At 68.7% G+C, this 22,226-nt stretch carries 22 protein-coding genes and 1 pseudogene; 6 read left to right on the top strand and 17 right to left on the bottom strand.

The window, feature by feature from the left end; all coding sequences use genetic code 11:
- Position 1: 1 nt before the first annotated feature.
- The 8 genes and pseudogenes from NV348_RS31025 to NV348_RS30990 all read right to left on the bottom strand — a co-directional run.
- Positions 2 to 1,798: a nickel-dependent hydrogenase large subunit gene (locus NV348_RS31025; RefSeq protein ID WP_447150036.1), complete on the bottom strand. Its 1,797-nt coding sequence runs from the start codon at positions 1,796 to 1,798 to the stop codon at positions 2 to 4.
- A gap of 12 nt (positions 1,799 to 1,810) precedes the next feature.
- Positions 1,811 to 2,866, bottom strand: coding sequence for an NADH-quinone oxidoreductase subunit B family protein (locus tag NV348_RS31020; RefSeq protein ID WP_447151196.1), 1,056 nt, complete (start codon positions 2,864 to 2,866; stop codon positions 1,811 to 1,813).
- Between the two features lie 74 nt (positions 2,867 to 2,940).
- Positions 2,941 to 3,777 carry a hydrogenase nickel incorporation protein HypB gene (gene hypB, locus NV348_RS31015; RefSeq protein WP_447150035.1) on the bottom strand — a complete coding sequence of 279 codons (837 nt, stop codon included), beginning with the start codon at positions 3,775 to 3,777 and terminating at the stop codon, positions 2,941 to 2,943.
- A complete protein-coding gene (locus tag NV348_RS31010; RefSeq protein ID WP_447150034.1) occupies positions 3,735 to 4,109 on the bottom strand; it encodes a hydrogenase maturation nickel metallochaperone HypA/HybF in 375 nt (124 codons plus the stop codon). Before NV348_RS31010 ends, hypB begins: the two co-directional genes overlap by 43 nt.
- A gap of 87 nt (positions 4,110 to 4,196) precedes the next feature.
- Positions 4,197 to 4,916, bottom strand: coding sequence for an energy-coupling factor ABC transporter ATP-binding protein (locus tag NV348_RS31005; RefSeq protein WP_447150033.1), 720 nt, complete (start codon positions 4,914 to 4,916; stop codon positions 4,197 to 4,199).
- A complete protein-coding gene (gene cbiQ, locus NV348_RS31000; RefSeq protein ID WP_447150032.1) occupies positions 4,913 to 5,674 on the bottom strand; it encodes a cobalt ECF transporter T component CbiQ in 762 nt (253 codons plus the stop codon). The genes NV348_RS31005 and cbiQ overlap by 4 nt, the downstream gene beginning before the upstream one ends.
- Complete coding sequence (locus NV348_RS30995) at positions 5,675 to 6,091, bottom strand: PDGLE domain-containing protein (protein WP_447151195.1); 417 nt, start codon at positions 6,089 to 6,091, stop codon at positions 5,675 to 5,677. It abuts the gene before it with no gap.
- 9 nt (positions 6,092 to 6,100) lie between these two features.
- Positions 6,101 to 6,745, bottom strand: a pseudogene (locus NV348_RS30990) (energy-coupling factor ABC transporter permease); the annotation flags it as partial.
- A 122-nt stretch (positions 6,746 to 6,867) separates the two neighbouring features.
- Here NV348_RS30990 and NV348_RS30985 point away from each other — a divergent pair.
- Positions 6,868 to 7,161 (top strand): low affinity iron permease family protein, encoded by a 294-nt coding sequence (locus tag NV348_RS30985; protein ID WP_447150031.1) that lies wholly within the window; start codon positions 6,868 to 6,870, stop codon positions 7,159 to 7,161.
- A 160-nt stretch (positions 7,162 to 7,321) separates the two neighbouring features.
- Entirely contained in the window at positions 7,322 to 7,768 is a 447-nt protein-coding gene (locus NV348_RS30980; RefSeq protein ID WP_447150030.1) for an NUDIX hydrolase, read from the top strand.
- A gap of 45 nt (positions 7,769 to 7,813) precedes the next feature.
- Here the strand turns inward: NV348_RS30980 and NV348_RS30975 are convergent, their stop codons facing one another.
- Positions 7,814 to 8,182, bottom strand: a complete 369-nt coding sequence (locus NV348_RS30975) for a VOC family protein (RefSeq protein WP_447150029.1) — start codon at positions 8,180 to 8,182, stop codon at positions 7,814 to 7,816.
- 63 nt (positions 8,183 to 8,245) lie between these two features.
- Between NV348_RS30975 and NV348_RS30970 the strand changes: the two genes are divergently transcribed.
- Positions 8,246 to 8,704 carry a MarR family winged helix-turn-helix transcriptional regulator gene (locus NV348_RS30970; RefSeq protein ID WP_447150028.1) on the top strand — a complete coding sequence of 153 codons (459 nt, stop codon included), beginning with the start codon at positions 8,246 to 8,248 and terminating at the stop codon, positions 8,702 to 8,704.
- A 79-nt stretch (positions 8,705 to 8,783) separates the two neighbouring features.
- Entirely contained in the window at positions 8,784 to 8,948 is a 165-nt protein-coding gene (locus NV348_RS30965; protein WP_447150027.1) for a hypothetical protein, read from the top strand.
- Positions 8,949 to 9,036: 88 nt separating this feature from the next.
- Here the strand turns inward: NV348_RS30965 and NV348_RS30960 are convergent, their stop codons facing one another.
- A complete protein-coding gene (locus tag NV348_RS30960; RefSeq protein WP_447150026.1) occupies positions 9,037 to 10,155 on the bottom strand; it encodes a winged helix-turn-helix transcriptional regulator in 1,119 nt (372 codons plus the stop codon).
- 76 nt (positions 10,156 to 10,231) lie between these two features.
- Here NV348_RS30960 and NV348_RS30955 point away from each other — a divergent pair, with 76 nt between their 5' ends.
- Entirely contained in the window at positions 10,232 to 11,479 is a 1,248-nt protein-coding gene (locus tag NV348_RS30955) for an acetyl-CoA acetyltransferase (protein WP_447150025.1), read from the top strand.
- Between the two features lie 104 nt (positions 11,480 to 11,583).
- Here the strand turns inward: NV348_RS30955 and NV348_RS30950 are convergent, their stop codons facing one another.
- The 7 genes from NV348_RS30950 to NV348_RS30920 form a co-directional block, all read right to left on the bottom strand.
- Entirely contained in the window at positions 11,584 to 13,062 is a 1,479-nt protein-coding gene (locus NV348_RS30950) for a carotenoid oxygenase family protein (RefSeq protein ID WP_447150024.1), read from the bottom strand.
- The gene (locus NV348_RS30945; protein WP_447150023.1) at positions 13,059 to 13,541 is read right to left on the bottom strand and encodes a PaaI family thioesterase; all 483 of its coding nucleotides are present in this window, start codon (positions 13,539 to 13,541) and stop codon (positions 13,059 to 13,061) included. The genes NV348_RS30950 and NV348_RS30945 overlap by 4 nt, the downstream gene beginning before the upstream one ends.
- A gap of 31 nt (positions 13,542 to 13,572) precedes the next feature.
- The gene (locus NV348_RS30940; RefSeq protein ID WP_447150022.1) at positions 13,573 to 15,312 is read right to left on the bottom strand and encodes a class I adenylate-forming enzyme family protein; all 1,740 of its coding nucleotides are present in this window, start codon (positions 15,310 to 15,312) and stop codon (positions 13,573 to 13,575) included.
- Between the two features lie 34 nt (positions 15,313 to 15,346).
- Positions 15,347 to 16,543, bottom strand: coding sequence for a thiolase family protein (locus tag NV348_RS30935; protein WP_447151194.1), 1,197 nt, complete (start codon positions 16,541 to 16,543; stop codon positions 15,347 to 15,349).
- A 2-nt stretch (positions 16,544 to 16,545) separates the two neighbouring features.
- Positions 16,546 to 18,207 (bottom strand): aldehyde dehydrogenase family protein, encoded by a 1,662-nt coding sequence (locus NV348_RS30930; RefSeq protein ID WP_447150021.1) that lies wholly within the window; start codon positions 18,205 to 18,207, stop codon positions 16,546 to 16,548.
- Between the two features lie 176 nt (positions 18,208 to 18,383).
- Positions 18,384 to 19,325 (bottom strand): winged helix-turn-helix transcriptional regulator, encoded by a 942-nt coding sequence (locus tag NV348_RS30925; protein ID WP_447150020.1) that lies wholly within the window; start codon positions 19,323 to 19,325, stop codon positions 18,384 to 18,386.
- Between the two features lie 53 nt (positions 19,326 to 19,378).
- On the bottom strand, positions 19,379 to 20,572 hold the full coding sequence (locus NV348_RS30920; RefSeq protein WP_447150019.1) for a thiolase family protein: 1,194 nt from the start codon (positions 20,570 to 20,572) through the stop codon (positions 19,379 to 19,381).
- A gap of 89 nt (positions 20,573 to 20,661) precedes the next feature.
- On the opposite strand from NV348_RS30920, the gene NV348_RS30915 reads away from it, so the two are divergent.
- Entirely contained in the window at positions 20,662 to 22,218 is a 1,557-nt protein-coding gene (locus tag NV348_RS30915) for a class I adenylate-forming enzyme family protein (RefSeq protein ID WP_447150018.1), read from the top strand.
- The last annotated feature ends 8 nt before the right edge of the window (positions 22,219 to 22,226 follow it).

Raw genomic sequence — 22,226 nt, 5'->3', positions numbered from 1 at the left:
GTTACTCCCCGGTGAGTGTCTGGGTGGGCGAGTGGAGTTTCTCCAGCGTCTTGCCGTTGCCGAGATACATGTGTACCCCGCACGGCAGGCACGGATCGAAGCTGCGCACGGTGCGCATGATGTCGATGCCCTTGAAGTGCTCGCGGTCGTTCTCCTCGAAGATCGGCTGGCCCTGCACCGCGTCCTCATACGGGCCCGGCGTGCCGAAACTGTCGCGGGGGTTGGCATTCCACGGCGTCGGCGGATAGGGGTGGTAGTTGGCGATCTTGCCGTCCCTGATCACCATGTGATGGGACAGCACGCCGCGCACCGCCTCGGTGAACCCGCAGCCGATGCCCTCCTCCGGCACCTCGAAGTGCTCCCAGGTCTTGGTCCGCCCCGCCCTGATCTCCACCAGCGCCTGCTCCGCGAAGTGCAGCGCACTGGCCGCGGCGTAGGCCTGGAAGTAGGTGCGGGCGCGATTACGTTCGATGGTGTTGCTGCCGAACGCGGGGATCGTCCATTCGAAGCTGACCGGGCCCTTCAACGCGGTCTTGGGCAGATTGATCTGGACACTGTGCCCGGTCGACTTCACGTAGCCGATGTCGACGAGCCCGGCCAGCGCCGTCGACCACAGCCGGGCCAGCGGCCCGCCGCCGGTGTCGAGGGCCAGATGGTCGGTGCCGTCGAACCAGCGCGGCGACATCACCCAGCTGTACTTGTCGTCCATGTCGCGCTTCTGCGGCTTGGGGTTGGTGTGCTGATTCCAGGGGTGACGCCGGTCGACCGGATTGCCGAGCGGGTCGGTCTTCACGAACATCTCCTGGTCGGTCCAGTCGTCGTAATACGAACTGCCCAACAGGATCCGGATGCCGAGATTGATGTCGACCAGCGACGTGGTCACCAGTTTCCCGTCGACGACCACGCCGGGGGTGACGAACATCCGCCTGCCCCACTCCTCCATGTCCCTGTACTCGAAATTGCACACCTCCGGGTCCTGAAACGAACCCCAGCACCCCAGCAGGGTGCGCCGCAATCCGACCTGTTCATATCCCGGGAGCGCCTCGTAGAAGAAGTCGAAGAGGTCGTCGTGCATCGGCACGACCTTCTTCATGAATTCGACGTAGCGCATCAGGCGCGTCATGTAGTCGGTCATCAGCTGGATCGTCGCCACGGTTCCCACGCCGCCGGGATACAGCGTCGACGGGTGCACATGCCTGCCCTCCATCAGGCAGAACATCTCCCGGGTGTAGCGGCTGACCTGCAGCGCCTCCCGGTAGAACTCGCCGGTGAACGGATTGAGCGCACGCATGATGTCGGCGATGGTGCGATAGCCGTGCTCGTCCGAATGCGGCGCGAGCGTCTTCTCGGCCTGCGCCAGGACGCCGGGATTGGTCTCGGCGACCATCTTCTCGCAGAAATCCACGCCGACCAGATTCTCCTGGAAGATGTTGTGGTCGAACATGTATTCCGCGGCCTCACCGAGATTGACGATCCACTCGCCCAGGTGCGGCGGTTTCACCCCGTAGGCCATGTTCTGGGCGTAGCACGAACAGGTGGCGTGATTGTCGCCGCAGATACCGCAGATGCGGCTGGTGATGAAATGCGCGTCGCGGGGATCCTTGCCGCGCATGAAGATCGAGTAGCCGCGGAAGATGGACGAGGTGCTGTGACACTCGACCACTTCCCGATTCTCGAAATCGATCTTGGTATAGATTCCCAGGCTGCCGACGATGCGGGTGATCGGATCCCACGCCATTTCGACGAGGCTGTCGGGATCGATCCGCTTGTGTGACGGCTCGGGGATGATGGCAGTCATTCCAATCGCCTCCTACCAGGTGCGGGTGGCGCCGGATTCCAGTTTCTCGCCCTTGTGCCGCCAACGCGGCTCCTTGTCCACCGTGCGTCCGGTGATGTGGCGCAGGCTGCGGATCACCGACCCGTACAGCCCGGATGCCGTCGAGGAGATCTTCCCACCGGGCGGCTCGTCCATGAACGGCATGAATTTGTCCGGGAATCCCGGCATGGTGCAGCCGATGCAGATGCCGCCCACGTTCGGGCAGCCACCGACGCCGTTGATCCAGCCCCGCTTGGGGACGTTGCATTTGACCACCGGGCCCCAACATCCCAGTTTCACAATGCATTTCGGGGAGCCGTACTCGTCGGCGAAGTCGCCTTCCTCGTAGTAGCCTGCCCGATCACAGCCTTCGTGGACGGTGGCGCCGAACAACCATTTCGGGCGCAGCGCCTCGTCGAGCGGGATCATCGGCGCCTGTCCGGTGGCCATGTAGAGCAGGTAGGTCAGTGTCTCGGACATGTTGTCGGGATGGGCCGGGCAACCGGGCACACACACGATCGGGATTCCGGCCTTGGATTTCCAGTCCCAGCCGAGGTAGTCCGGCACACCCATCGCGCCGGTGGGATTACCCGCCATGGCGTGGATGCCGCCGTAGGTGGCACAGGTGCCGACCGCGACCACCGCGGTGGCCTTCGGGGCCAGCCGATCGAGCCACTCGCTGGTCGTCATCGGCTGACCGGTGGCGGGATCGTTGCCGAAACCGCACCAGTAGCCGTCCTCGTGGAGCTGTTCGTTCGGGATGGAGCCTTCCACGACGAGCACGAACGGCTCGAGTTCACCGCGGTCGGCTTTGAAGAACCATTCGAGGAAATCGTCGGCGCCGCCGGTGGGACCGCATTCGAAATCGATCAGCGGCCAGTGCACCGCGATCTGCGGGAGCCCGGGAAGTGCGCCGAGCGCGATCTCTTCGATACTGGGCTGTGTCGCGGCTGTCAGCGCGACCGAATCACCGTCACAACTGAGGCCTGCGTTGATCCACAGCACGTGGATCAGGGCCTGTTCTGCTTTGATTGCTTCCTGGGTGGGCATGGGCTGTGCCACTTTCTGAAGCGGGGGCATCGCGGGCCTGTGAGGGCTTACGATGTGATCCTGATCACGCCAGTCTAGGTCGCCGGTGAGTGATCATCAATAGTTGCCGAGCGCTGCGACCGGAGCCAGTCGTACCACTGCGCCATGCCGGAACCGCTGGTCACCGACAGTGGCAGGATCTGCGCGTGCGGGTTGATCGACGTCGCGTATTCCCGGCATTTGTCCAGGTCGAAGTCGACATAAGCCAGCAAGTCGATCTTGTTCACGAGGACCAGGGACGCCGCGGCGAACATGTGCGGATATTTCAGCGGCTTGTCGGTGCCCTCGGTCACCGAGATCACCACGACTTTGCCGCGCTCGCCGAGGTCGAACAGCGCCGGGCACACCAGATTGCCGACGTTCTCGACGAACAGCAGCGTGCCGGGCGCGGGGTCGAGGGACTCGAGCGCGCGGTAGGTCATCTCGGCGTCGAGATGACAGCCCGCGCCGGTATTGATCTGCACGACCCGGCAGCCCGTCGCCCCGATCCGCTCGGCGTCGAGCAAGGTCGCCTGGTCGCCCTCGATCACCGCGATCGGCACCTCGGTGAACTCGCGGATCGTGCGCTCGAGCAGCGTGGTCTTGCCCGCGCCGGGCGAGCTGGTCATGTTCAGCGCCAGAATGTCGCGGGCGGCGAGCCAGTCGCGGTTGCGCTGGGCCAATCGGTCGTTCTTGGCCAGGACTTTCTGCTCGAGGGTGACGGTCTCGGTCACCGGCAGATGCACGTGATCGCCGCCGTGCTCATGGCTGTGCCGGTGCTCGTGCTCGTGCGCGTGCTCGTGCTCGTGCTCGTGCTCGTGCTCGTGCTCGTGCTCGTGCGGGAGGGTGATCACCGCGGCGTTGTCGTCGCCACATCCACAGGTTGCGCACATTCTCGGCTCACTTCCATCGAGCGGATTCGGAGTTCGTGCCCGGCGCTGATCTCGACATCGGCGCTGCCGCACTCGCACAGGGCGATCGGTTCGAGCATGGTGAACTCGGCGCCGCAGCTTCGGCAGGCCGCACGGCCGGGCACCACGTCGATCTCGAGGCGCGCGCCCTCGGCGAGAGTTCCCTCGGCGGCGAGTTCGAAGCAGAACCGCATCGCCTCCGGAACGACCGCGCACAGCACGCCCACTTCCAGGAGCACGCTGTACACCCGCGCTCCCGCCGCGTGTTCGCACACGGCGTCGATGACACTCTGGGTGATCGCCATCTCGTGCATCGCAGTCTCGGCTCGTCGAGGGAGGAACCCACCGATCAGGCTACTCCTCGGCAACCCGCCGACGCGATGGTCGCGCGGAGGACGAGCTCAGCTGAGCCGGTGTTCGGCGAGCAGCGCGGCATCGCCGAGGATGTCGGCGGCCGGGCCGTTCGCGACGACTTCGCCGGCGTCGAGGATGACGACCCGATCGCAGATCCGTTGCGCGTAGGGGAGATCGTGGGTCACCACGAGCATGGTGGTCGGCAGCGACAACAGGATCTCGGCCAGTTCGCGACGTGCTACCGGATCGAGGTTGGCCGCCGGCTCGTCGAGGACGAGAACCTCCGGCCGGCACGACAGCACCGTGGCCAGCGCGGCACGGCGGCGTTCCCCGAGCGACAGATGCGCCGGTGCGCGCCCGGCCCGATCCGTCATCCCCACCGCGGCGAGCGCCTCCCTGACCTGTTCGGCGAGGGCGTCGCCGCGGACACCGAAGTTGGCGGGCCCGAACGCGACGTCCTGCTCCACGGTCGGCATGAACAGCTGGTCGTCGGGGTCCTGGAACACCACCCCGACGCGTTGCCGAATGGCGCGCACACTGTCGCGGTCCAGCTTCACACCGCCGATGTGCACCTCCCCCGATGTCGCGGTCAGCACCCCGTTCAGGTGCAGCATCAGCGTGGATTTCCCCGCGCCGTTGGGCCCGAGGACGGCCACCCGCTCCCCCGGCGCGATCTGCAGATTCACCCCGTTCAGCGCGCCGGTTCCGTCGGGATAGGCGAAGGTCAGGTCGACCACACGCACCGCCGGTGTCGTCGGTTCGGTCACCGCACCATCCAAGCACCGGCACAGACGGCGATCGCGGCGGCCGCGGGCAGACAGCCGAGCAGCCATTGCCTGCGGGTGGCAGGCGGGGTACCGATATCGGGCACGGTGCCGTCGAATCCGCGTGACAGCATCGCCAGGTGGACTCGTTCACCGCGTTCGTAGGATCGCAGGAACAGGGTGCCCGCGCCGCGTGCGGTGGCACCGGCTTGCCGCAATGTGCGCGGGTCGTCGCCGCGCGAGATCCGCGCCAGCCGCATGCGCGCCGCCTCGGCCACCAGCACGTCGACATAGCGCAGCATCAGGACCACGATCATGACGATCGTGCCGGGCACACGTAGCCGCGTCAGCCCTTCGGGCAACGCGCGCACGCTCGTCGTCGCGGCCAAGGTCAATGAGATGCCCACGCCGAGAGTGCCTTTCGCGATGATGCCCCACGCGGCACAGAGGCCGGTCACCGACAGCGACAGCCCGAGGACCTCGGTGCGGGGTTGTCCGGCGGCGAACGGCAGCAGGATCGCCAGCACGACGAACGGCAACTCGATGAGCAGGCGAGGTGCGATCCAGCGCAGCGGGATTCCACACCACCGCCACAGCGCTACCACACCCAGGGCATAGCAGCCGAAGGGCCACAACAACTCCCGTGGGGTGGCCACGACCGCGAACACCGAGACCACCGCGCAGACGATCTTCACCTCGGTCGGCGCCCGATGCACCGGTGAACTTCCCGCCAGATACAGCAGGCGGACCGGGCCGCTCACCTACTCCGGCTCCGCAGCCGAGCGCGCCGCGGCAGCGCGGGCCGCCGGACGCGATCCGCCGCGCCCGATCCGGATCGTGCGGACCAGCGCGAACAACACGGCGAAGGCGGCCGCGACACCGACGACGCCCGCCAGACCGGCCAACTCGTTGTTGCCGTCGATCGCGTAGTCCGCCAGTGGCGAACCGGCGAATCGGTGTTCCTCGGCGCTCTGCGCGATGCACTCACCGTGCAGTTCCTCGGCCCCGTTCACCTCGACCGTGGTGCACCCGCGCAGCGTGGTGGAATCGAGCCCGTCGGGCTGCGTGCTCGCGGCGTAGGACAGCACGCCGGCGACGAGCACCGCCGCCGCGGCGAACGCCCACAGGAATCCGGTGAAGGACAACCGCGCCCGAGCGGGAGACGCTTCGCTGGACACCGGTCCCGCGGCGCGCAGCACATAGACCAGGTCCGGTCGTGCGTTGACCACCGCTACCACGGTGATCGCGGTGATGATGCCTTCGCCGATCCCGATCAGCGCGTGAGTGACCACCATGTACCCCGCGACGGCGCCGACCGTGGAGCCCGCGGCGCCGCCGATCGCGTACTCGACGACGAAACCCATCGCGGCGCACAGGGTTCCGATGAGCGCGGCGACGAAGGCCACGATGCCCGTGGCGGTATCGGTCCGTCGGCGAAGCAGCGCGATCCCGCTGCGGGCGACCAGATATCCGGCGCCGACACCGATCAGTGCCATGTTGGTGATATTGGTGCCGAGTGCGGTCAACCCGCCGTCGGCGAACAGCAGCGCCTGGACGACCAGCACGATCGCCACGCACAACGCCCCGAGATACGGCCCGACCAGAATGGCGGCCAGCGCTCCACCCAGCAGGTGCCCACTCACGCCGGGCAGGATCGGGAAGTTCACCATCTGCACCGCGAAGATGAACGCGGCCACCAGGCCGGCCATCGGCGCCGCACGCTCATCGAGTTCGGCCCGCGCTCGCCAGCCCGCGAACCCGAGCCCCACTGCCGCGATCCCCACGAAGATCAGCGATGTCGGCGCATCGACGATCCCATCGCTCATATGCATTGCCACGATGCTGCCGTTCACCCAACAGAACACTACGCGCTTTACCTGTCCAAGTGAACAGATGAAGGAATGTCCGCCGGTCGGCCTGGATGCGACAGGGGTGGGGATGCGACTAGAATCCGATGATCGAGCGCCGCAGCGAGGCCGCGCGCAGCCGTGGTGGACGTGACCGCCGATCGCCCTTCGACCGGTTCGTCGAGCAGGCCGAGCTGCGGGTGAGTCAGGCTCCGTTCTTCTTCGTCTGCGCCGGAATCGTCGCGGCGTGGCTGATCAGCGCACCGTGGTGGACGGACCTCAAAACGTGGCAGGTTGCCATTCACACCGTTGCGAGCGTTTTCACGCTGCTGCTGGTGGTGCTGCTCGAAAACGCCGGCCGCCGCGCGAGCGAGGCCGCGCAGGAGAAGCTCGCCCGATAGCGACACGTCACCAACCGATGACAGCTACGCATAGCCAGCGACCGCGCGCCCGATTCGCCCACGCCCGAAGGGCCCGGCACGTACCGTAATCACCGCCACGTTCGTCGAATCCGGCGGCGGGGTGATGATTGCTGGTTGGAGTCGAAAGTCGGTGAGTCCTATGGTATCTGAGTCGGAGTTCGAAGAACTGTCTCGCCGAGCCGAGCTCGACGGTACCGCACCACGAGTCGGCGCAATCATCGATCGCGGTGGACAGGTGCTACTACTCGCGCGCCATGACACCGGCCCGATCAAGGTCCCCCTGAAGCTTCCCGGCACCACCGTGCTGCCGCGGGAACCCCTCGCCGATGCGGTCGTCCGTGGCGTGCACGAGGAAACAGGCCTGGTCGTCACCGGGATTCGCCACCACGTCGGGGATTTCGACTACCTGTCCCCCGACGCGCACCCGGTTCGCCGCCTGCATTTCGCGGTGGACGTCGCGGCGACCGATCGAATCCACCTCACCGCCCATGCCCGGTACGTCTGGGCACCGCTCGACGGTGAGCTGCCCGTGACGTCCTCCATCCGCCGCATCCTCGAGACCTACCGGAATCTCGTCCACGGCTGACCTCCCGAACGGAACCGATCCGACCGTGCCTGATCGTCTCGCCGATCAGGCACGGTCGTGGAGCGTGATCCGGTAGCCGTCGGGGTCGGCGAAGGTGAATGTCCGGCCGAACGGGCCATCGATCGGCGCGGAGACGATGGTGTGACCGTCGGCGACCAGCGCATCGTGAATGGCCTGGACGTCTGTGGCGTGCAGCCAGATCGCGGCACCGATGCCGGGCTGAGCCGCGGAAGCGAGATCGGTGCCGGGAACGATGTCGCGGAGCGCGAACGCGATCGGCTTCGTCTCGAACACGACAGCGTGCGGCGGTCCGGCCTGCGAACGGACCAGACCGAGGTACTGCTCGTAGAACGCCTGCGACGCGTCGAGATCGCGCGCTTGAAGCGAGAGGAAGTCGGGGCCGGTGACGGGCATGGTGATGCTCCTTCTCTTCGTGTCAGTTATCTGACACAAGCCATCCTATGTCAGGATACTGACATGAGTCGATACGGTGTCGGCGTCGATCTGGAGACGTCACTGGGCTACCTGCTGAAAGAGGCATCGAGCGCCCTGCGCGCCGCTATGGAGGAGGTGCTGCGGCCGCTCGGAATGAGCGTGACGCACTACTCCTGCCTCGAGCTGCTGGCCCAACGACCGGGCCTGTCGAACTCCGAGCTCGCGCGGGGCGCGTTCGTTACCCGGCAGACGATGAACGTGCTGCTCCAGAGCCTGGAACGGGACGGCTACGTGACCAGGCCCGCGGCGGCACCCGTCGGGAAGGCTCTTCCCGCCCGCCTCACACCCCGCGGCCGCCGGAGCCTCGAGAAGGCGAGTGCGGCGGTCCGGTCCGTCGAGGTCACAATGCTGGCCGGCATGACCGAAACCCAGCAGTCCGACGCGTTCCGGGCCCTGCGGAGCATGATCCATTCCCTGCGCGAGGGCAACGACAGCACCTAAGCCGATTCCCCGGCGCACGGAACGAAGCCTTCCCGACCGACTGCGCACGTGTCGAAGACACTGCTCGGCCAGTGGCTCGATGCAGCGCTTCGCGCTGACGATGAACAGCGGCTACACCGATGCCGAGGCGACGCCGGAGGACATCCAGGCGAACCTCGACGCGATCCTCGATGACGCCAGCAGCAAGCCGGTCGGCATCATCGGCACGGCACACGAAGGTTCGGTTCTCGACCTGTTCGACTGAGCCCGCCCGACACCGACCTCCTCTGGCCCGCCGCATCCCGGGGAGGTCGAGCCCGTGCTCACCCACGCGCCGTGCGGATGAGAGCGGGCTACGTCGGCCGCCGGAACTCGGTGTCGGCACGATGCAGCACGGCATTACAGGCGTTGCAGGTGTATCGGGGTTCGAGCAGGTGCTCCCCCGCGCTGTGCACGATGGTCAGGCCGGACCGGCCGTCCTCGGACAGATGCCGCGCCGCCCACGCGTTCAATGCGGCGAACACCGGAAAGAAGTCGAGGCTCTTGGGTGTCGTGCGGTACTCCTGCCGCCGCGCGCCGTCGACGATCGGTGTGCGGACCAGCATTCCGTTGTCGACGAAATACGCCAGGCGGTCGGTCAGGGTGACCGGCGAGATCGATCCGAGCCGGTCCTGGAAGTCGCCGAAGCGGCGATTGCCCTCGAGGGCGGCGGCCAGCAGGAAGGTCGACCACCGATCGGCGAGCACGCTGCTGGAGTCCATTCCCGGCGCGTCGCCCTTCGCCGTACGCCGGGACCGGCGATCGGCGACATCGACCAGAAGCGGCGCGTCCACCTCGGTCCGTACGTCGCGGGCGGTCACGCCGATCGCCTGACATCCACCGCACCCGAACACCGGGGTGATGACGTACCCACAGGTGCGGTGGCGAAGCTGAGTGACCGGCCGATCGGGTGCCCACGGGGCCCAGTGGCGGTCCCAATTCCACAGCGCGACAAAGGCAAGCCACAGATCGTCGCCGAGCTCGGTGAGGCGGTACTCGTTGCGCGGCGGCGCGGTCGAATACGGATGCGCGTCGAGGATCCCGTCGTCGATCAGCCGACCCAGACGCTGCGACAGAACGGCGTCGGAGATCCCCAGCTCGTCACGCAGTTGCGCGAAACGCTCGGCGCCGGCGAAGACGGCCCGCACGATCTGCAGATTCCATCTGTCGCCCGCGATGAGCAGGGCGTGCCCCAACGCGGACGATGCCGGAGGAGCCGAGGGCGCCACGGCTCGGGGCGGGACTGTGGGCATGTCGCCCATCATCGCAAACAGGACCGGACCGGGCGCCACGGCGGTGCCGCCCGCAGCGCGATTCCGGTTGCTTCTTATTAAGTAGTGATTTCGCGCGCTTGCACTCCATTCGAAGACCACACCACCGAGATCATCCACTAGTTGCACCACTTCCGGGTGATCGTCAGGCCACAATCCCACACCCGCACAGTGACTCTGCATCTTGTAGTAATAACCAGCCGTGACTAGCCTGAGGAGGGTCAACAAGGAGGAACAGATGACGAATCCCGTGTACGTACTCGGCGGCGCCCAGACCGACTTCGCCAGGAATTGGACGAAGGAGGGACTCGGCCTGGTCGACATGTTCGCCGAGACCGTGCCCGCCGCCCTGGCCGACGCACGAGTCGACGACCACGAGGTCGACGTCGTCCACGTGAGCAACCTGGCCGGCGAACTCTTCGCCGGCCAGGCCCAGCTCGGCGGCATGGTGGTCGCGGCGGTGCCGGGGCTCGACGGGTTGCCGAGCACACGGCACGAAGCGGCGTGCGCCTCGGGCAGCACCGCCGTCCTCGCCGCGTGCGCGGACATCGAGTCGGGCCGATACGACGTCGCGCTGGTGGTCGGGGTCGAGCTGATGCGCAACGTGTCCGCGCAGACGGCCGCCGAATACCTGGGGACCGCGGCGTGGGCGGGGCGGGAGGCGCTGGAGGTGAAGTATCCGTGGCCCGCGCTCTTCGCCGACATCGCGGTGGAGTACGACCGTCGCTACGGTCTCGACCACGCGCATCTCGGCCGTTTCGCCGAGATCGCGTTCGGCAACGGGTCCCGCAATGGTCTCGCGCAGACCCGGGACTGGGACTTCCCCGCGGGATCCTTCGACGAGAACGACGAGGTGAACCCCATCGTCGAGGGAATGCTCCGCAAAACCGACTGCGGCCGCATCACCGACGGCGCCGCCGCGGTCGTGCTGGCCGGGCCGAAGTTCGCGCGGGCGTGGGCACAGCGGACCGGAGCGGACCTGGACCAGGAGGCGACGATCGCCGGATTCGGCCACCGCACCGCGACTCTGCTGCTCGCGGACAAGCTCGCCCAGAGCACCGACCAGGACTATCTCTTCCCGCACCTGCGCGGAGCCGTCGAGGACGCCTACCGGCGCGCGGGGATCTCGGGCGTCGCGGAGCTGGATGTCGCCGAGATCCACGACTGCTTCACCATCAACGGGCTGGTCACCCTCGAGCACATCGGGCTGGCCGATCCCGGCAAGGGCGGCGAGGCGGTGATGGACGGCTCGATCGAACTCGGCGGGCGGCTGCCGGTGAACCCCAGCGGTGGGCTGATGTCGCACGGGCACCCGGTGGGCGCCACCGGCGTCCGCATGGTGCTCGACGCGGCTCGTCAGGTCACCGGCCGGGCGGGGGATCACCAGGTCGACAACGCCCGGCACGCCCTCACCGTCAACATCGGTGGATCGTTCACGACCGCGGTGTCCACGGTCGTCACCCGGGGCACCCGGACGCCCGCTTAGCCGCAGACGACGAAAGTCTCCTGGGCGGAGCGGGTTTCGCCCGCTCGCCCAGGAGACTTTCGGATCGCCCTCGGCCCGCCGATGCGGACCGAGGGCTTCGACCACTACCCGCGGGCCTCGGCCAGTTGATCGGCGCGCACCCAGGTGGCATGGAAGCCGGAGGGAACCCGGCGCGGCAACAGCACCCGCGCGATCGGTCCCGCCGCGACGTCCTCGGCGTCGAAGATATTGATCTCGCCCCGGTCCTCGGCCTCGTCGTTGACGAAACAGACCAGATAGCCGTCGGTCTCGCCCGTCGATCCGTCGCGCGGCGCGAACGGCGCCTCCGAACCCCAACGCCCGGAACCGAATTTGTGCTCTTCCTTGGCGCCCGTCTGCGAATCGAAGCGCACGAGTCCGTCGAACAGCAGGGTCGGTTCGTTGCCGAGGCTCATGCTGTACGAGTACCGGTGCGAGCGGCCCATGACCCGCGAATCCACGCTGGGGAACTCGATATTGGCGTTGTCGAGCTCGGCCTCGATGGTGGCGCCGGTGCGCAGGTTGAAGCGGTATCGGTAGAGCTGCGCGTCGAGTCGCATGTACGCGAGCATGTTCGACAGCGGCGACGCGAACGTCGTCTGGTGCTGCGGGTTCTTCACCCGGCACACATCCATGATGATCTCCTCGCCCACTTCCCACGCGTTGACGACGTGGTAGATGTAGCAGGGCTTCACCTCGAACCAGCGCACCTCGCTGCCCTGTCCGTGCCGGGGAATGACCGCGAATCGAGCGGGCAGCTCCTGGTCGTAGAAGATCCGGTACTTGCCCGCCCGGCGCGCGTCGTGGTCCTGCACCAGCGGCAGGTCCATGAGGATCGAGTAGTTGTCGGTGATCCCGATATCGTGCGGCAGTCGCGGACCCGGCAGGTCGATCTGGGTCAGGTGCGTCTGGCGACCGTCGGCGCCGATGATGCCGTAGCGCAGGAAGTCCTGGTCGGGGCCGTAATCGAACCAGATCAGTTCGCCGGTGGCCTCGTCGACCTTCGGGTGCGCCATCATGTCACCCGCGAGGGTGCCCAGGAAGTCCTGTGCGCCGAGGGTTTCCAGCGACAACGGGTCGACGGCGTAGGGCGTTCCGCAGAGGTACCAGGTCGCCAGGACCTGGCCACGGTGATAGATGACGTCGGTGTTGGCGGAATCCTTGATCCCGAGACCGTGTCCGTTGCCCCACGGATTGTTCTGGGGGTTCTCCATGAGTCCGGTCCACAGGGCGCGGCCCGCCTCGGACTCCTCGTGGAAGGCCTTGGTCCGGACATACCGATTGCGGTATCGCACCTTTCCGTTCTCGAAGTGCGCGGCGTGAATCATGCCGTCGCCGTCGAACATGTGATAGCGACCCGGCGCCTCGAACTGCCGGTTCGGGCCGTTGCGGAGATACACGCCGTTGAGGTCGGCGGGGATCTCACCGATGACGGTGAGATCGTCGAGGGTGAGCTCGTCGTGGACGGGCGCGAAGACGCCGAGGGTGTACGGATTGTCGGTGGCGTCGACCGGGCGAGCGACGGCGATGGGGTCGCCGTTCGCGCGGGGCTGGGTGGATGTCATGCCTGCTCCGTTTCAGTGTTGTTGTGGCGCTGTGGCGCTGTGGGGTAGAGCACCAGCTGGGTGCAGCGGAAGAGGGCGATCGCCCGTCCCACGTCGTCGCGGACGGTGGCGTCCCACACCTGGGTGCGCCGCCCGCCGTGGACGAGCGTCGCGTCGACGGTGACCGTCCCCGACCGTGCGGTGCCGAGGTAGTTGGTCTTGAGTTCGAGAGTCGTGAAGCCGGACGCTCCGGCGGGAAGCGCCAGCCGCGCGCCGACACCGCACACCGTGTCGGCCAAGGCGACGACGGTGGCCGCGTGCAGATATCCGTTCGGCGCCAGCAGCGCCTCGCGAACGGGCAGTTCGCCGGTGACCGCCGCGGCCGTGGCCGCGCGCACGCGCATGCCGACCAGGCCGGGAAACCGCCCGTCCAGCATCGCGTTCAGCTCGTCGACGAGGGGCCGGACCGACCCGGTCGGCGTCTCGCGTGGGCTGCCCACCGGTGCACGGTCCTCGACCGAGGATCCCATGTCAGCCGACATTCTCGATCGAGTTGCGGATGTCGCGCCGTTGCAGCTTGCCGATCGGGTTCCGGGGCAGCTCGTCGACCGTGACGATCCGCTCCGGCAGCTTGAACGACGCCACCTCCTTCGCCCGCAGGAAGCTCACCAGGTCCTCGAGTTCGACCCCGGCCGCGGTCGCGGGAACCACGACCGCGCAGCACTTCTCGCCGAGCACGTCGTCGGGGTACCCGACGACCGCCACGTCGGCGACCGCGGGATGGTCGATCAGGATCCCTTCGATCTCGGCCGGAGCGATGTTCATCCCGCCGCGGATGATGATCTCCTTGCTGCGGTCGACGAACCGGAGGTACTCGCCGTTGTCGCCGCACAGCTCGAAGATGTCCCCGCTGCAGAGGTAGCCGTCGTCGTCGAACGGGCTCGACGCGGCGGTTCCCGCGAGGTAGCCGGCGAAGATCGTCGGGCCCTGCAGGCGGAGTTCGCCGCGTCCGCCGACCTCGGTGACCTGCTCACCGGTCGCGAGATCCACCAGCCGCACCGAGGTGCGCTCGGCGACCTCGGTGACCCAAGTACGCTCCGGCGCACCATAATTCGGCAGGTACTCGGCGCGGATCATCGGGTCCGGCGTGTCGGACGGGGCACCGAGCAGGCACACGCCCTCGTTCGACCCGAAGAAGTTGAGCACCTCCACGCCGAGCGAGTACTGCCAGTCGCGCACGACGCCCGGCGGCAGCGGAGCGCCGCCCGACCCCACCCGGCGTAGCGCCGACAGGTCGTGCGCGGCGCGCAGGTCCTCGCGCTGCAGCAGCATGGTGAGGATCGCGGGCGGCATGCTCGTGTGGGTGACCCGGTAGCGCTGGAGCTGATCGAGATACACGGCCATGTCGAGCGGGTGGTGCAGCACCAGGTGGCCACCGCCGAGCAACCACGGCAGCAGCGAGGTCGCGAACCCGGCCATGTTCACCATCGGGAACGGGTTGAGCATGACCGAGGCGAGGTCCGTCTCCAGACCGTCCTGCACCGCCTGCCCCACCGCGATCCAGTCACCGTGGCAGCGGGGCACGCCCTTGGGCGCGGCCTCGGTTCCGCTGGTCCAGCAGATGGTGATGCAGTCGTTCACCGATCGGGGCAGTGCCCCGTAGGCACGGCGCACAGCCTCGCGCGATTCCTCGGTGGCGGGAGCCGCGTCCAGGGGCCTGCCTGCGTTCGACACAGCTGCGCCGAAGGTGAACACGGTGCGCAGCGAGGGCAGTTCACCGATCAGGCTGAGTGCCTCTTCGGACGGCGCCCGGTCACCGAGGCTGGTGACGGTGACCACCGCGACAGCCGAGGCGGATTCGACGATCCGGGTCAGTTCGTGCCGTCGATACGAGGCGGGCATGGGGGCCGCGATCGCGCCCAGGCGCCACAGCGCGAAGTAGGTCGCGGTCAGCGCGACGGAGTTGGGCATCAGCACCGCGACGACATCGCCGGGACCGACACCCGATTCGTGCAGCTGGGCGGCGAGGTCGTCGACGCGGGCGTCGAGTTCCCGCCAGGTCAGCTCCTCGGGCTCGAGCCCACACAGCTCGGGCAGGTTCGTCGGATCGGTCACCGCGCAGGCCTCCCCGCGGGCGCGGACGTGGCCGTCGAGGAGATCGAGCACGGTCAGTGGTGACCACCACCGGCGTTCCAGGTAGTCCGCGACACGGTGATCGGGATGGCAGGGGCGTAAGCGGTTGGCGGCGATGCCGTCCGGGATGGCGTTCATGGTGTCTCTTTCGTGCGGTGATCTGGGTGGCCGGTCAACGGAGTCGGCGGACGACGACGGCGGCGCCGAGCCCGAGCGCCGCCGGGATGGTCACGAGGGCGTATTCGCCGTCGATGCGGGCGAGCTGGTCGAGGGCGTTGACGAGGAGAGCTCCGCCACCCGCGCCCAGCGGATGGCCGGTGGCGAGCGATCCGCCGAGTGGATTGACCCGGTGCGGATCGAGCCCCAGTTCCCGGGTCATCACCAGGACCGACGCGGCGAAGGACTCGTTGGCCTCGATCACGTCGAGCTGTCCCGCGGTGATCCCCGCCTTCTCGATGGCGCGCCGCGAGGCGGCGACCGATGCCGTGAGCAGCGGTGAGCGCACGGCGGCCTGGGCTACGCCGACCACCTCACCGATCGGCTCGCTGCCGATCCGATCGCGCGCGTCGGCGGATCCGAACACCGCCAACGCCGCACCGTCGGCCATCTGCGGAGCGGTGGCGGCGGTGTGCAGCCCACCCGTCGGCCGCGCGACCGCGGGCAGGCGCATCGCGACTCTGCTCCACGACGGGTCCTCGCCGAAGAGTGGCGCGAGTTCGCCGAGGGATTCGAGGCTGACGTCGGGTCGGGGGCCCTCGTCCGAGTCGAGGATCGTGGTGTCGCCCGATCGGACCGCGATCACCGAACGGGACGGCGGAGCCGCGGCGGCGCGCTGGTGCGAGGTGACCGCGTAGGCGTCGAGATCGGTTCGGGTCAAACCGTATTCGGCCGCGGTGAGGTCCGCGGAGACCCCGATGGTGACGTAGCCGGTGCGGTCGCCGAGTTCCTCGTCGCCGACGAAGGCGGGCCGGTCGGACAGCATCGGCACCCGTGACATCGACTCGACGCCACCGACGACGACGACATCGGCGATACCCGAGGCCACCTTGGCCGCGGCGGACTCGATCGCGTCCAGTCCCGAGCAGCACAGTCGCGAGACCACGCCCGCGCCGACATGGTCGGGCCAGCCCGCCCAGAGCACGCCTGCCCTGGCGACATTGCCGCCCTGTTCACCGACCGCCGTGCTGGTGCCGACGATGACATCGTCGACCGTGTCGGTGGGGAGGCCGCGATCCCGCAGGGCGGACAGCAGCTGGGCGAGGAGTTCGTGCGCGGGTACGTCGGCGAAGGTGCCGCCCTGGCGGCGGACCCGGGCCTTCGGTGTGCGGACCGCGTCGTAGATGTAGACGCCGGAGGAGAACTGGGACATGGTCACGCCCCCTCGACCTGGCGGCGGTCCTGGACGACGCGGAAGCGCCCGGCGACGAACGACTCGTCGGTGAGGGTCGCGTTGCCTGCGGGGTTGAGCCCGGTGACGTGGTAGTCGCTGTAGGCGGCCGCGAACTGCATCGGCATCGAGGACACCAGATTCGCCGAGAGGGAGGCGCCCGCATCGGCGTAGGCGTCGGCCACCTCGTCGACGACGGCGTCGTCGGTGCAGTAGAGGTACGAGCTGATCGCGCCGTGGCCGCGGACGCTCGCGGTCGCGTGCGCCACGGCGGACGCGGTGTCGGCGCAGTCGACGAGGAACGCGACCGGACCGAACTGCTCGCCCTCGGGAAGCGTGTCCCCCCGACGGGGGTCGACCCGGACGACCAGTGGGGTCACCGCCCTGGCCTGGGGATAGTCGGGGTGGACGTACGGTACCGGCCTGCGCAGCAAGGTACCGCTCGCCTCGGCCGCGTCGGCGAGCGCGGTGATCGAGTGCAGCGTCGCGTCGGACTGCAGCGCGCCGCAGACGGCGGCGGCGCGGCGCGGCGCGCCCGCCAGGTCGTCGATCGCGGACAGCAGCGCGGCGACGACGTCGTCCCGGGCGATCACGCCCGCGTCCGTGCGCACGCCCGCGTCGGGGATGTAGATGTTCTGCGGCGTGGTGCACATCTGGCCGCTGAAGAGCGAGAGACCGCCGGCGAGCGTGCGCATCGCCGCGGACAGATCGGAGACGGAGTCGAGGACGACGGTGTTGACGCCCGCGGTCTCGGTGAACACCAGGGTGTTCGGGACGTTGCGTTCCAGCCACGACCCGAAGGCGGGACTGCCGGTGAAATCGACGATCCGCACCTCGGGGCTGGTGGCGAGCTGTCCGGCGACGGGAGCCTCGGCGGTGTCGACGACCAGCTGGACGGCGTCGGCGGGCAACTGCGCTTCGGCCAGCACCTCGCGGATCACGCCGACCGCGAGCGCGGTCGCGAGGACCGAGCGGGGGTGCGGCTTGACGAGGACCGGGTTTCCCGTCGCGAGGTTGGCGAGGATCGCCGGGTAGGCATTCCAGGCGGGGAACGAGGCGCAGGCGATGACGAGCGCGGTACCGAGCGGGCGGGTGCGGAATCGCTTGCGCAGAGTCACGTCCGACTTGCCGAACCGCTGCTGCCAGGTCACCTGTCCGGGTACCCGGGTCATGGCCGACCAAGCCATCGCCACCGCTTCCAGACCGCGGTCGAGGGCGTTGGTCCCGCTGCCGCTACAGGCCATGTTCAGGCTCTGCCCGGTGGTGTGCGCGGTGACCGCCGCGAAATCCTGGCCGCGCCGGTGGATCCGGTGCAGCGCCTCCAGGCACACGCCGACCCGGCGCTCGATGTCGGCGTCGCGGAGGGCGCGGGCGGCGGCCGCCGCGCCGGCGAGCGCCTGGTCGACCGACGGCGCGTGGTAGCCGACGTTGAGCGCCTTCCCGGTGTACGGCGAGATCTCGTCGGCGGTGATCACCGAGTCGGTGGGCGACGAGAGCGTCAGGGTGGCACCGTCGAACGTGGCGAGGACGGCATCGGCCTGCGCGACGTCGGGCGGGGCGATGGGCGCGTACCCGGTCCAGGCGACGCGGGTGCGGTTGGCCTCCGCCGCCGCCCGCAGCAGTTCGAGGTGGGTTTCGAAGAACATCGGCGCTCGTTCCTGTGTCAACAGATGTGTGGCGAGATCAGTCAGCGATCGGGAGTGCGGAGTCAGGCGTCCGCTTTGTCCGATCAAACTACTGTTATTGAAGTGAAGCAGGACACAGCATGAATTGTCAACGGTCGACGAAGACCGGACCGTCCGAGAGGGAGTGAGCGCTCCGGCTAGCGCGGGAGCCGAGTGCCGAACGGGAAAGGTTCGAAGTGCACGGAAGTACGTTCCATCTCGACCTCACAGCCGCGGCAGCGCAGCGCTGGGACCAGCCACGAACCGCAGTCGGGGTGGCGGAGTTTCGGGCCGAGCGGGAGCGCGTCGGGATGCGCGAGCTGCGTCCACGACAGCAGGAAAGCGAAGATCGGGAACAGCCCACGGCCGCGCGGGGTCAGCACGTATTCGCGCCCGTTACCGCGCTCGCTCCGGGCGAGAATCTGCATCTCGGACAGCCGTCCCAGCCGCTCGGTGAGGGTCGTCGGCGAGATGCTCAGGATGGACTGGAATTCCCCGAAGCGGCGCACCCCGGACAGCGCCAAGCCGGTGACCATGGCGCTCCAGCGGTCGCCGATCGCCTCCATGACCTCGGTGAACTGCAGGTCGGCGCGGCTCACGGACGGGGCATTGCGGGTCGATCGCCGTCGCCCGCTGCGCGCCACCAGCACCAGCGATTCCCGGTCGAGTTCGAGCTGGGCATCCCGGGTGCCGACGGTGCGGCCGCAGTGCCCGCACATCATCGCCGGTGGCCCCCGATGGCCGCAGTCGATGTGCACCAGCTCGGGTTGCAGTACCCCTTCGGGGGACCACTCCCGCTGCCACGCCCAGACGCTGGCCAGGATCTCCCACGTCGCCATGCCGAGCTCGGTCAGCAGGTAGTCGTGACGGTCGCCGCCGTTCGGCTGCGGCCTGCGCTCCATCAGACCCGCCTCGACCAGCGCGTTCAGGCGTGCGGTCAGCATGGCGGGCGGGGCGCCGGTGCGGTCGATCCACTGGCTGAAGCGGCGCGCGTGATCGACGAAGGCCTCGCGCAGGATGGCCAGGGTCAATCGGTCGCCGAGCAGGTCGATCGTCTGGGCGACCGGGCTCTGCGGAGCGGTGGTCCCGGATTCGGTCACCTCATCCACCTCCCGGTCCCGCCCGTGACGATCGCCTCCCGCGCATCGTTTGCTCAGGCCTCCAACACAATAGCGATGCCCTGCCCCACACCGATGCAGGCCGCCGCCACACCGATGCCGCCGCCGAGCCGACGCAGGTGGCGCAGGCAATCGACCACCATCCGGGCCGCCGACGCGCCGAGCGGATGACCGAGGGCGATGGCGCCGCCGAAGGGATTGACCCGATCGACCGCGATGCCGGGGAGTTCCCGCAGGCACGACAGGACCATCGCGGCGAATGCCTCGTTGAGCTCGAGCACCCGGACATCGGCGAGCTCGAGCCCCGCGCGGTCCAGCGCTTTCGCGATGGCGGCCACCGGCGCGAGCGCGAACTTGTCGGGCTCGGCGCCGACCACCGCCGAGCTCAGCACCCGGCCGAGCGGTTCCACACCGAGTTCGTCGGCGACGGCTCCGGTGCCGATCAGCGCCGCGACCGCGCCGTCGCTGATCGGCGACGAATTCCCGGCGGTGACGCTGCCGTCGCGCGAGAAGGCCGGACGCAGCGCGGCCAGGGTCGCCGCGTCGGTCACCCGGATCGGTTCGTCGCGGTCGAGGTCCGGGTGTGGCGTGACGAAGCCGTCGTGCACGCCGGCCGCCCACGCCCGGCCCGCCAGCTCATGGGACCGCAGCGCCCATTCGTCCTGCTCGGCGCGCCCGACGCCCAGCTGCTCCGCCACCAATTCCGCCGACCTGCCGAGCGTCTCGACCCAGGCCGCGGGGAAACGCGGGTTGGGCATGCGCCACCCGACGGTGGTGGGGATCAGTTCCATCCGCCGTGGAAACGCGGAGTCCACCGGCGGGAGCACGTACGGCGCGCGGCTCATGCTCTCCGAGCCGCCCGCGATCACGATCTCGGCGTCACCGACGGCGACCCGCCTGCCCGCGGACAACACCGCCTCGGCGCCGGAGCCGCACAGCCGGTTGACCGACACACCCGGGATCGTGTGCGGGAGCCCCGCGAGCAGCACCGCCATCCGCGCGACATTGCGGTTGTCCTCGCCCGCGCCGTTGGCGTTTCCCCAGACGACGTCGTCGATCCGGCCGGGATCGAGGGTCGGATGCCTGCGGACCAGGTCGGCGATCGGCAGCGCGGCCAGATCGTCGGCCCGGACGTGGGAGAGCGCGCCGCGGACCGCGCCGAACGGCGTCCGGACCGCGTCGATCACCCACGGTGCGCGTCGGTCGGCGAGGGAATGGCGTTCGGTCATGGGACTCCTCCTGGGTGATCGGCACGGCCCTTGCGGAAATTCGCCCGCCGTTGTCTACTTCAATAACTGTAGCGAATGGAAGGAGCCTCATGTCGATAGCCGACGTGGTTCGTACCGCGGCCGATCAGTACGGACCCGCGACCGCGATCGAGGACAGCCACGGGACTCGGACGTTCACCGAACTGTCGGACCGGGCACACGCGCTGGCGGGGGGCCTGCACGGCCTCGGCCTCGCGGCGGGCAGCCGGGTCGTCGTCCTGCTCGGCAACTCTGTGGCGGCCGTCGAAGTGGACCTCGCGCTGGCGATCGGCGGCTTCGTCCGGGTGTCGCTGAACCCGCGGGTGGGCCCGGCGGATTGGGAACGCGTCGTCGGGGACTGCGCGCCGGCGGCCCTGATCGTCGACCCACGGATCGACGGGGCGGCGGAGTTCGCCGCGCGCACGACGTCGACCGTGATCACCGTCGACCCGATCGCGTCGGCCGGACCTTCGCTCGACGAGCTGGCGACCGGTGCCGCCGACCACGCCGGGTTGCCGACGCCGGAGCCGGATTCGCTGTGCGCGCTGCACTATTCGTCCGGGACCACCGGCATCCCGAAGGGCGCCGAGCGGACGCACGCGAACCGGCTGGCATCGCTCGCCGCGATGCGCGACCAGGTGCTCGCCGGCACCCTCGACGGAGCCGACCCCGCGGTGTTCCTGCACGCGGGCCCCGTCATTCACACCAGCGGGCTGTTCGTGTTGCCGTTCCTCGAGGCGGGCGGCCGCCAGGTACTCCTCGATCACATCGGCCCCGCGGGTCTCATCGATGCCGTCGAGGCACACGCCGCGACCCATACCGCCCTGGTGCCCACGGTCATCGCCCGGTTGCTCGACTTCGAGGACGACCGGCTGTCGGTGCTGCGGCGCCTGCGCATGCTCGCGTACGCGGGCGCCCCGATGCCGGTCGAGCACATCCGGCAGGCGTACCACCGCATCACGCCCGCCCTCGTCCAGTACTACGGAATGGTCGAGGCGATCCCACCGCTGACGGTGCTGACCGCGGCCGACCATCGCCGCGGCGTGATCGGCGACGCCGAACTGCTCGGGTCGGTGGGGCGAGCCTGCCCGGCCGCGGCCATCGTGTTCGGTACCCACGATGACCCGCTCCCCGACGACGAGATCGGCGAGCTCGTCGTCGCCGGACCCGCGGTCAGCCCCGGCTATCACAACGCGGGCACGCGAACGGATCTGGGCAAGAGCCACGTCGACGGACACCTGTACTCCGGCGACCTCGGCTACCGGGACCCGGACGGCTACATCCACCTGACCGGCCGCAGCAAGGACATGATCATCACCGGCGGGTACAACGTCTATCCCCGCGAGGTGGAAGAGGCGATCTCCGCGATCCCCGGGGTCGACGACGTCGTTGTCGTCGGGCTGCCCGACGAGGTGTGGGGGCAACGCATCGTCGCCGCGTACACCTCGGCGGCAAGCGCGCGTGTCGAAGGCGACGTCGTGCTGGCGGAGAGCCGGACCCGGCTGCCCGACTACAAACGCCCCAAGGCCGCGCACCGCGTCGACCAGCTGCCACTGACCGCGCTGGGCAAGGTCGATCGGGCAGCGGCGGCAACGCTGCTCGGCACCCTCGTCCGCGCCGCATCATGAACTCACCC

The organism is Nocardia fodinahabitans (assembly GCF_052983615.1).
The sequence above is the reverse complement of the archived record's forward strand: the minus strand, read 5'-3'. Positions and strand labels throughout refer to the sequence as shown.

What these genes read in the sequence shown, in the direction of transcription:
- NV348_RS30920 (WP_447150019.1), bottom strand. Translation starts at nt 20,572, where the DNA reads ATGACCGAACGCCATTCCCTCGCCGACCGACGCGCACCGTGGGTGATC.
- NV348_RS30955 (WP_447150025.1), top strand. Translation starts at nt 10,232, where the DNA reads ATGACGAATCCCGTGTACGTACTCGGCGGCGCCCAGACCGACTTCGCC.
- NV348_RS30970 (WP_447150028.1), top strand. Translation starts at nt 8,246, where the DNA reads ATGAGTCGATACGGTGTCGGCGTCGATCTGGAGACGTCACTGGGCTAC.
- NV348_RS31020 (WP_447151196.1), bottom strand. Translation starts at nt 2,866, where the DNA reads ATGCCCACCCAGGAAGCAATCAAAGCAGAACAGGCCCTGATCCACGTG.
- NV348_RS30980 (WP_447150030.1), top strand. Translation starts at nt 7,322, where the DNA reads ATGGTATCTGAGTCGGAGTTCGAAGAACTGTCTCGCCGAGCCGAGCTC.
- NV348_RS31010 (WP_447150034.1), bottom strand. Translation starts at nt 4,109, where the DNA reads ATGCACGAGATGGCGATCACCCAGAGTGTCATCGACGCCGTGTGCGAA.
- NV348_RS30965 (WP_447150027.1), top strand. Translation starts at nt 8,784, where the DNA reads ATGCAGCGCTTCGCGCTGACGATGAACAGCGGCTACACCGATGCCGAG.
- NV348_RS30915 (WP_447150018.1), top strand. Translation starts at nt 20,662, where the DNA reads ATGTCGATAGCCGACGTGGTTCGTACCGCGGCCGATCAGTACGGACCC.
- NV348_RS30950 (WP_447150024.1), bottom strand. Translation starts at nt 13,062, where the DNA reads ATGACATCCACCCAGCCCCGCGCGAACGGCGACCCCATCGCCGTCGCT.
- NV348_RS30985 (WP_447150031.1), top strand. Translation starts at nt 6,868, where the DNA reads ATGATCGAGCGCCGCAGCGAGGCCGCGCGCAGCCGTGGTGGACGTGAC.
- NV348_RS30930 (WP_447150021.1), bottom strand. Translation starts at nt 18,207, where the DNA reads ATGTTCTTCGAAACCCACCTCGAACTGCTGCGGGCGGCGGCGGAGGCC.
- NV348_RS30940 (WP_447150022.1), bottom strand. Translation starts at nt 15,312, where the DNA reads ATGAACGCCATCCCGGACGGCATCGCCGCCAACCGCTTACGCCCCTGC.
- hypB (WP_447150035.1), bottom strand. Translation starts at nt 3,777, where the DNA reads ATGTGCGCAACCTGTGGATGTGGCGACGACAACGCCGCGGTGATCACC.
- NV348_RS30975 (WP_447150029.1), bottom strand. Translation starts at nt 8,182, where the DNA reads ATGCCCGTCACCGGCCCCGACTTCCTCTCGCTTCAAGCGCGCGATCTC.
- NV348_RS30935 (WP_447151194.1), bottom strand. Translation starts at nt 16,543, where the DNA reads ATGTCCCAGTTCTCCTCCGGCGTCTACATCTACGACGCGGTCCGCACA.
- NV348_RS31025 (WP_447150036.1), bottom strand. Translation starts at nt 1,798, where the DNA reads ATGACTGCCATCATCCCCGAGCCGTCACACAAGCGGATCGATCCCGAC.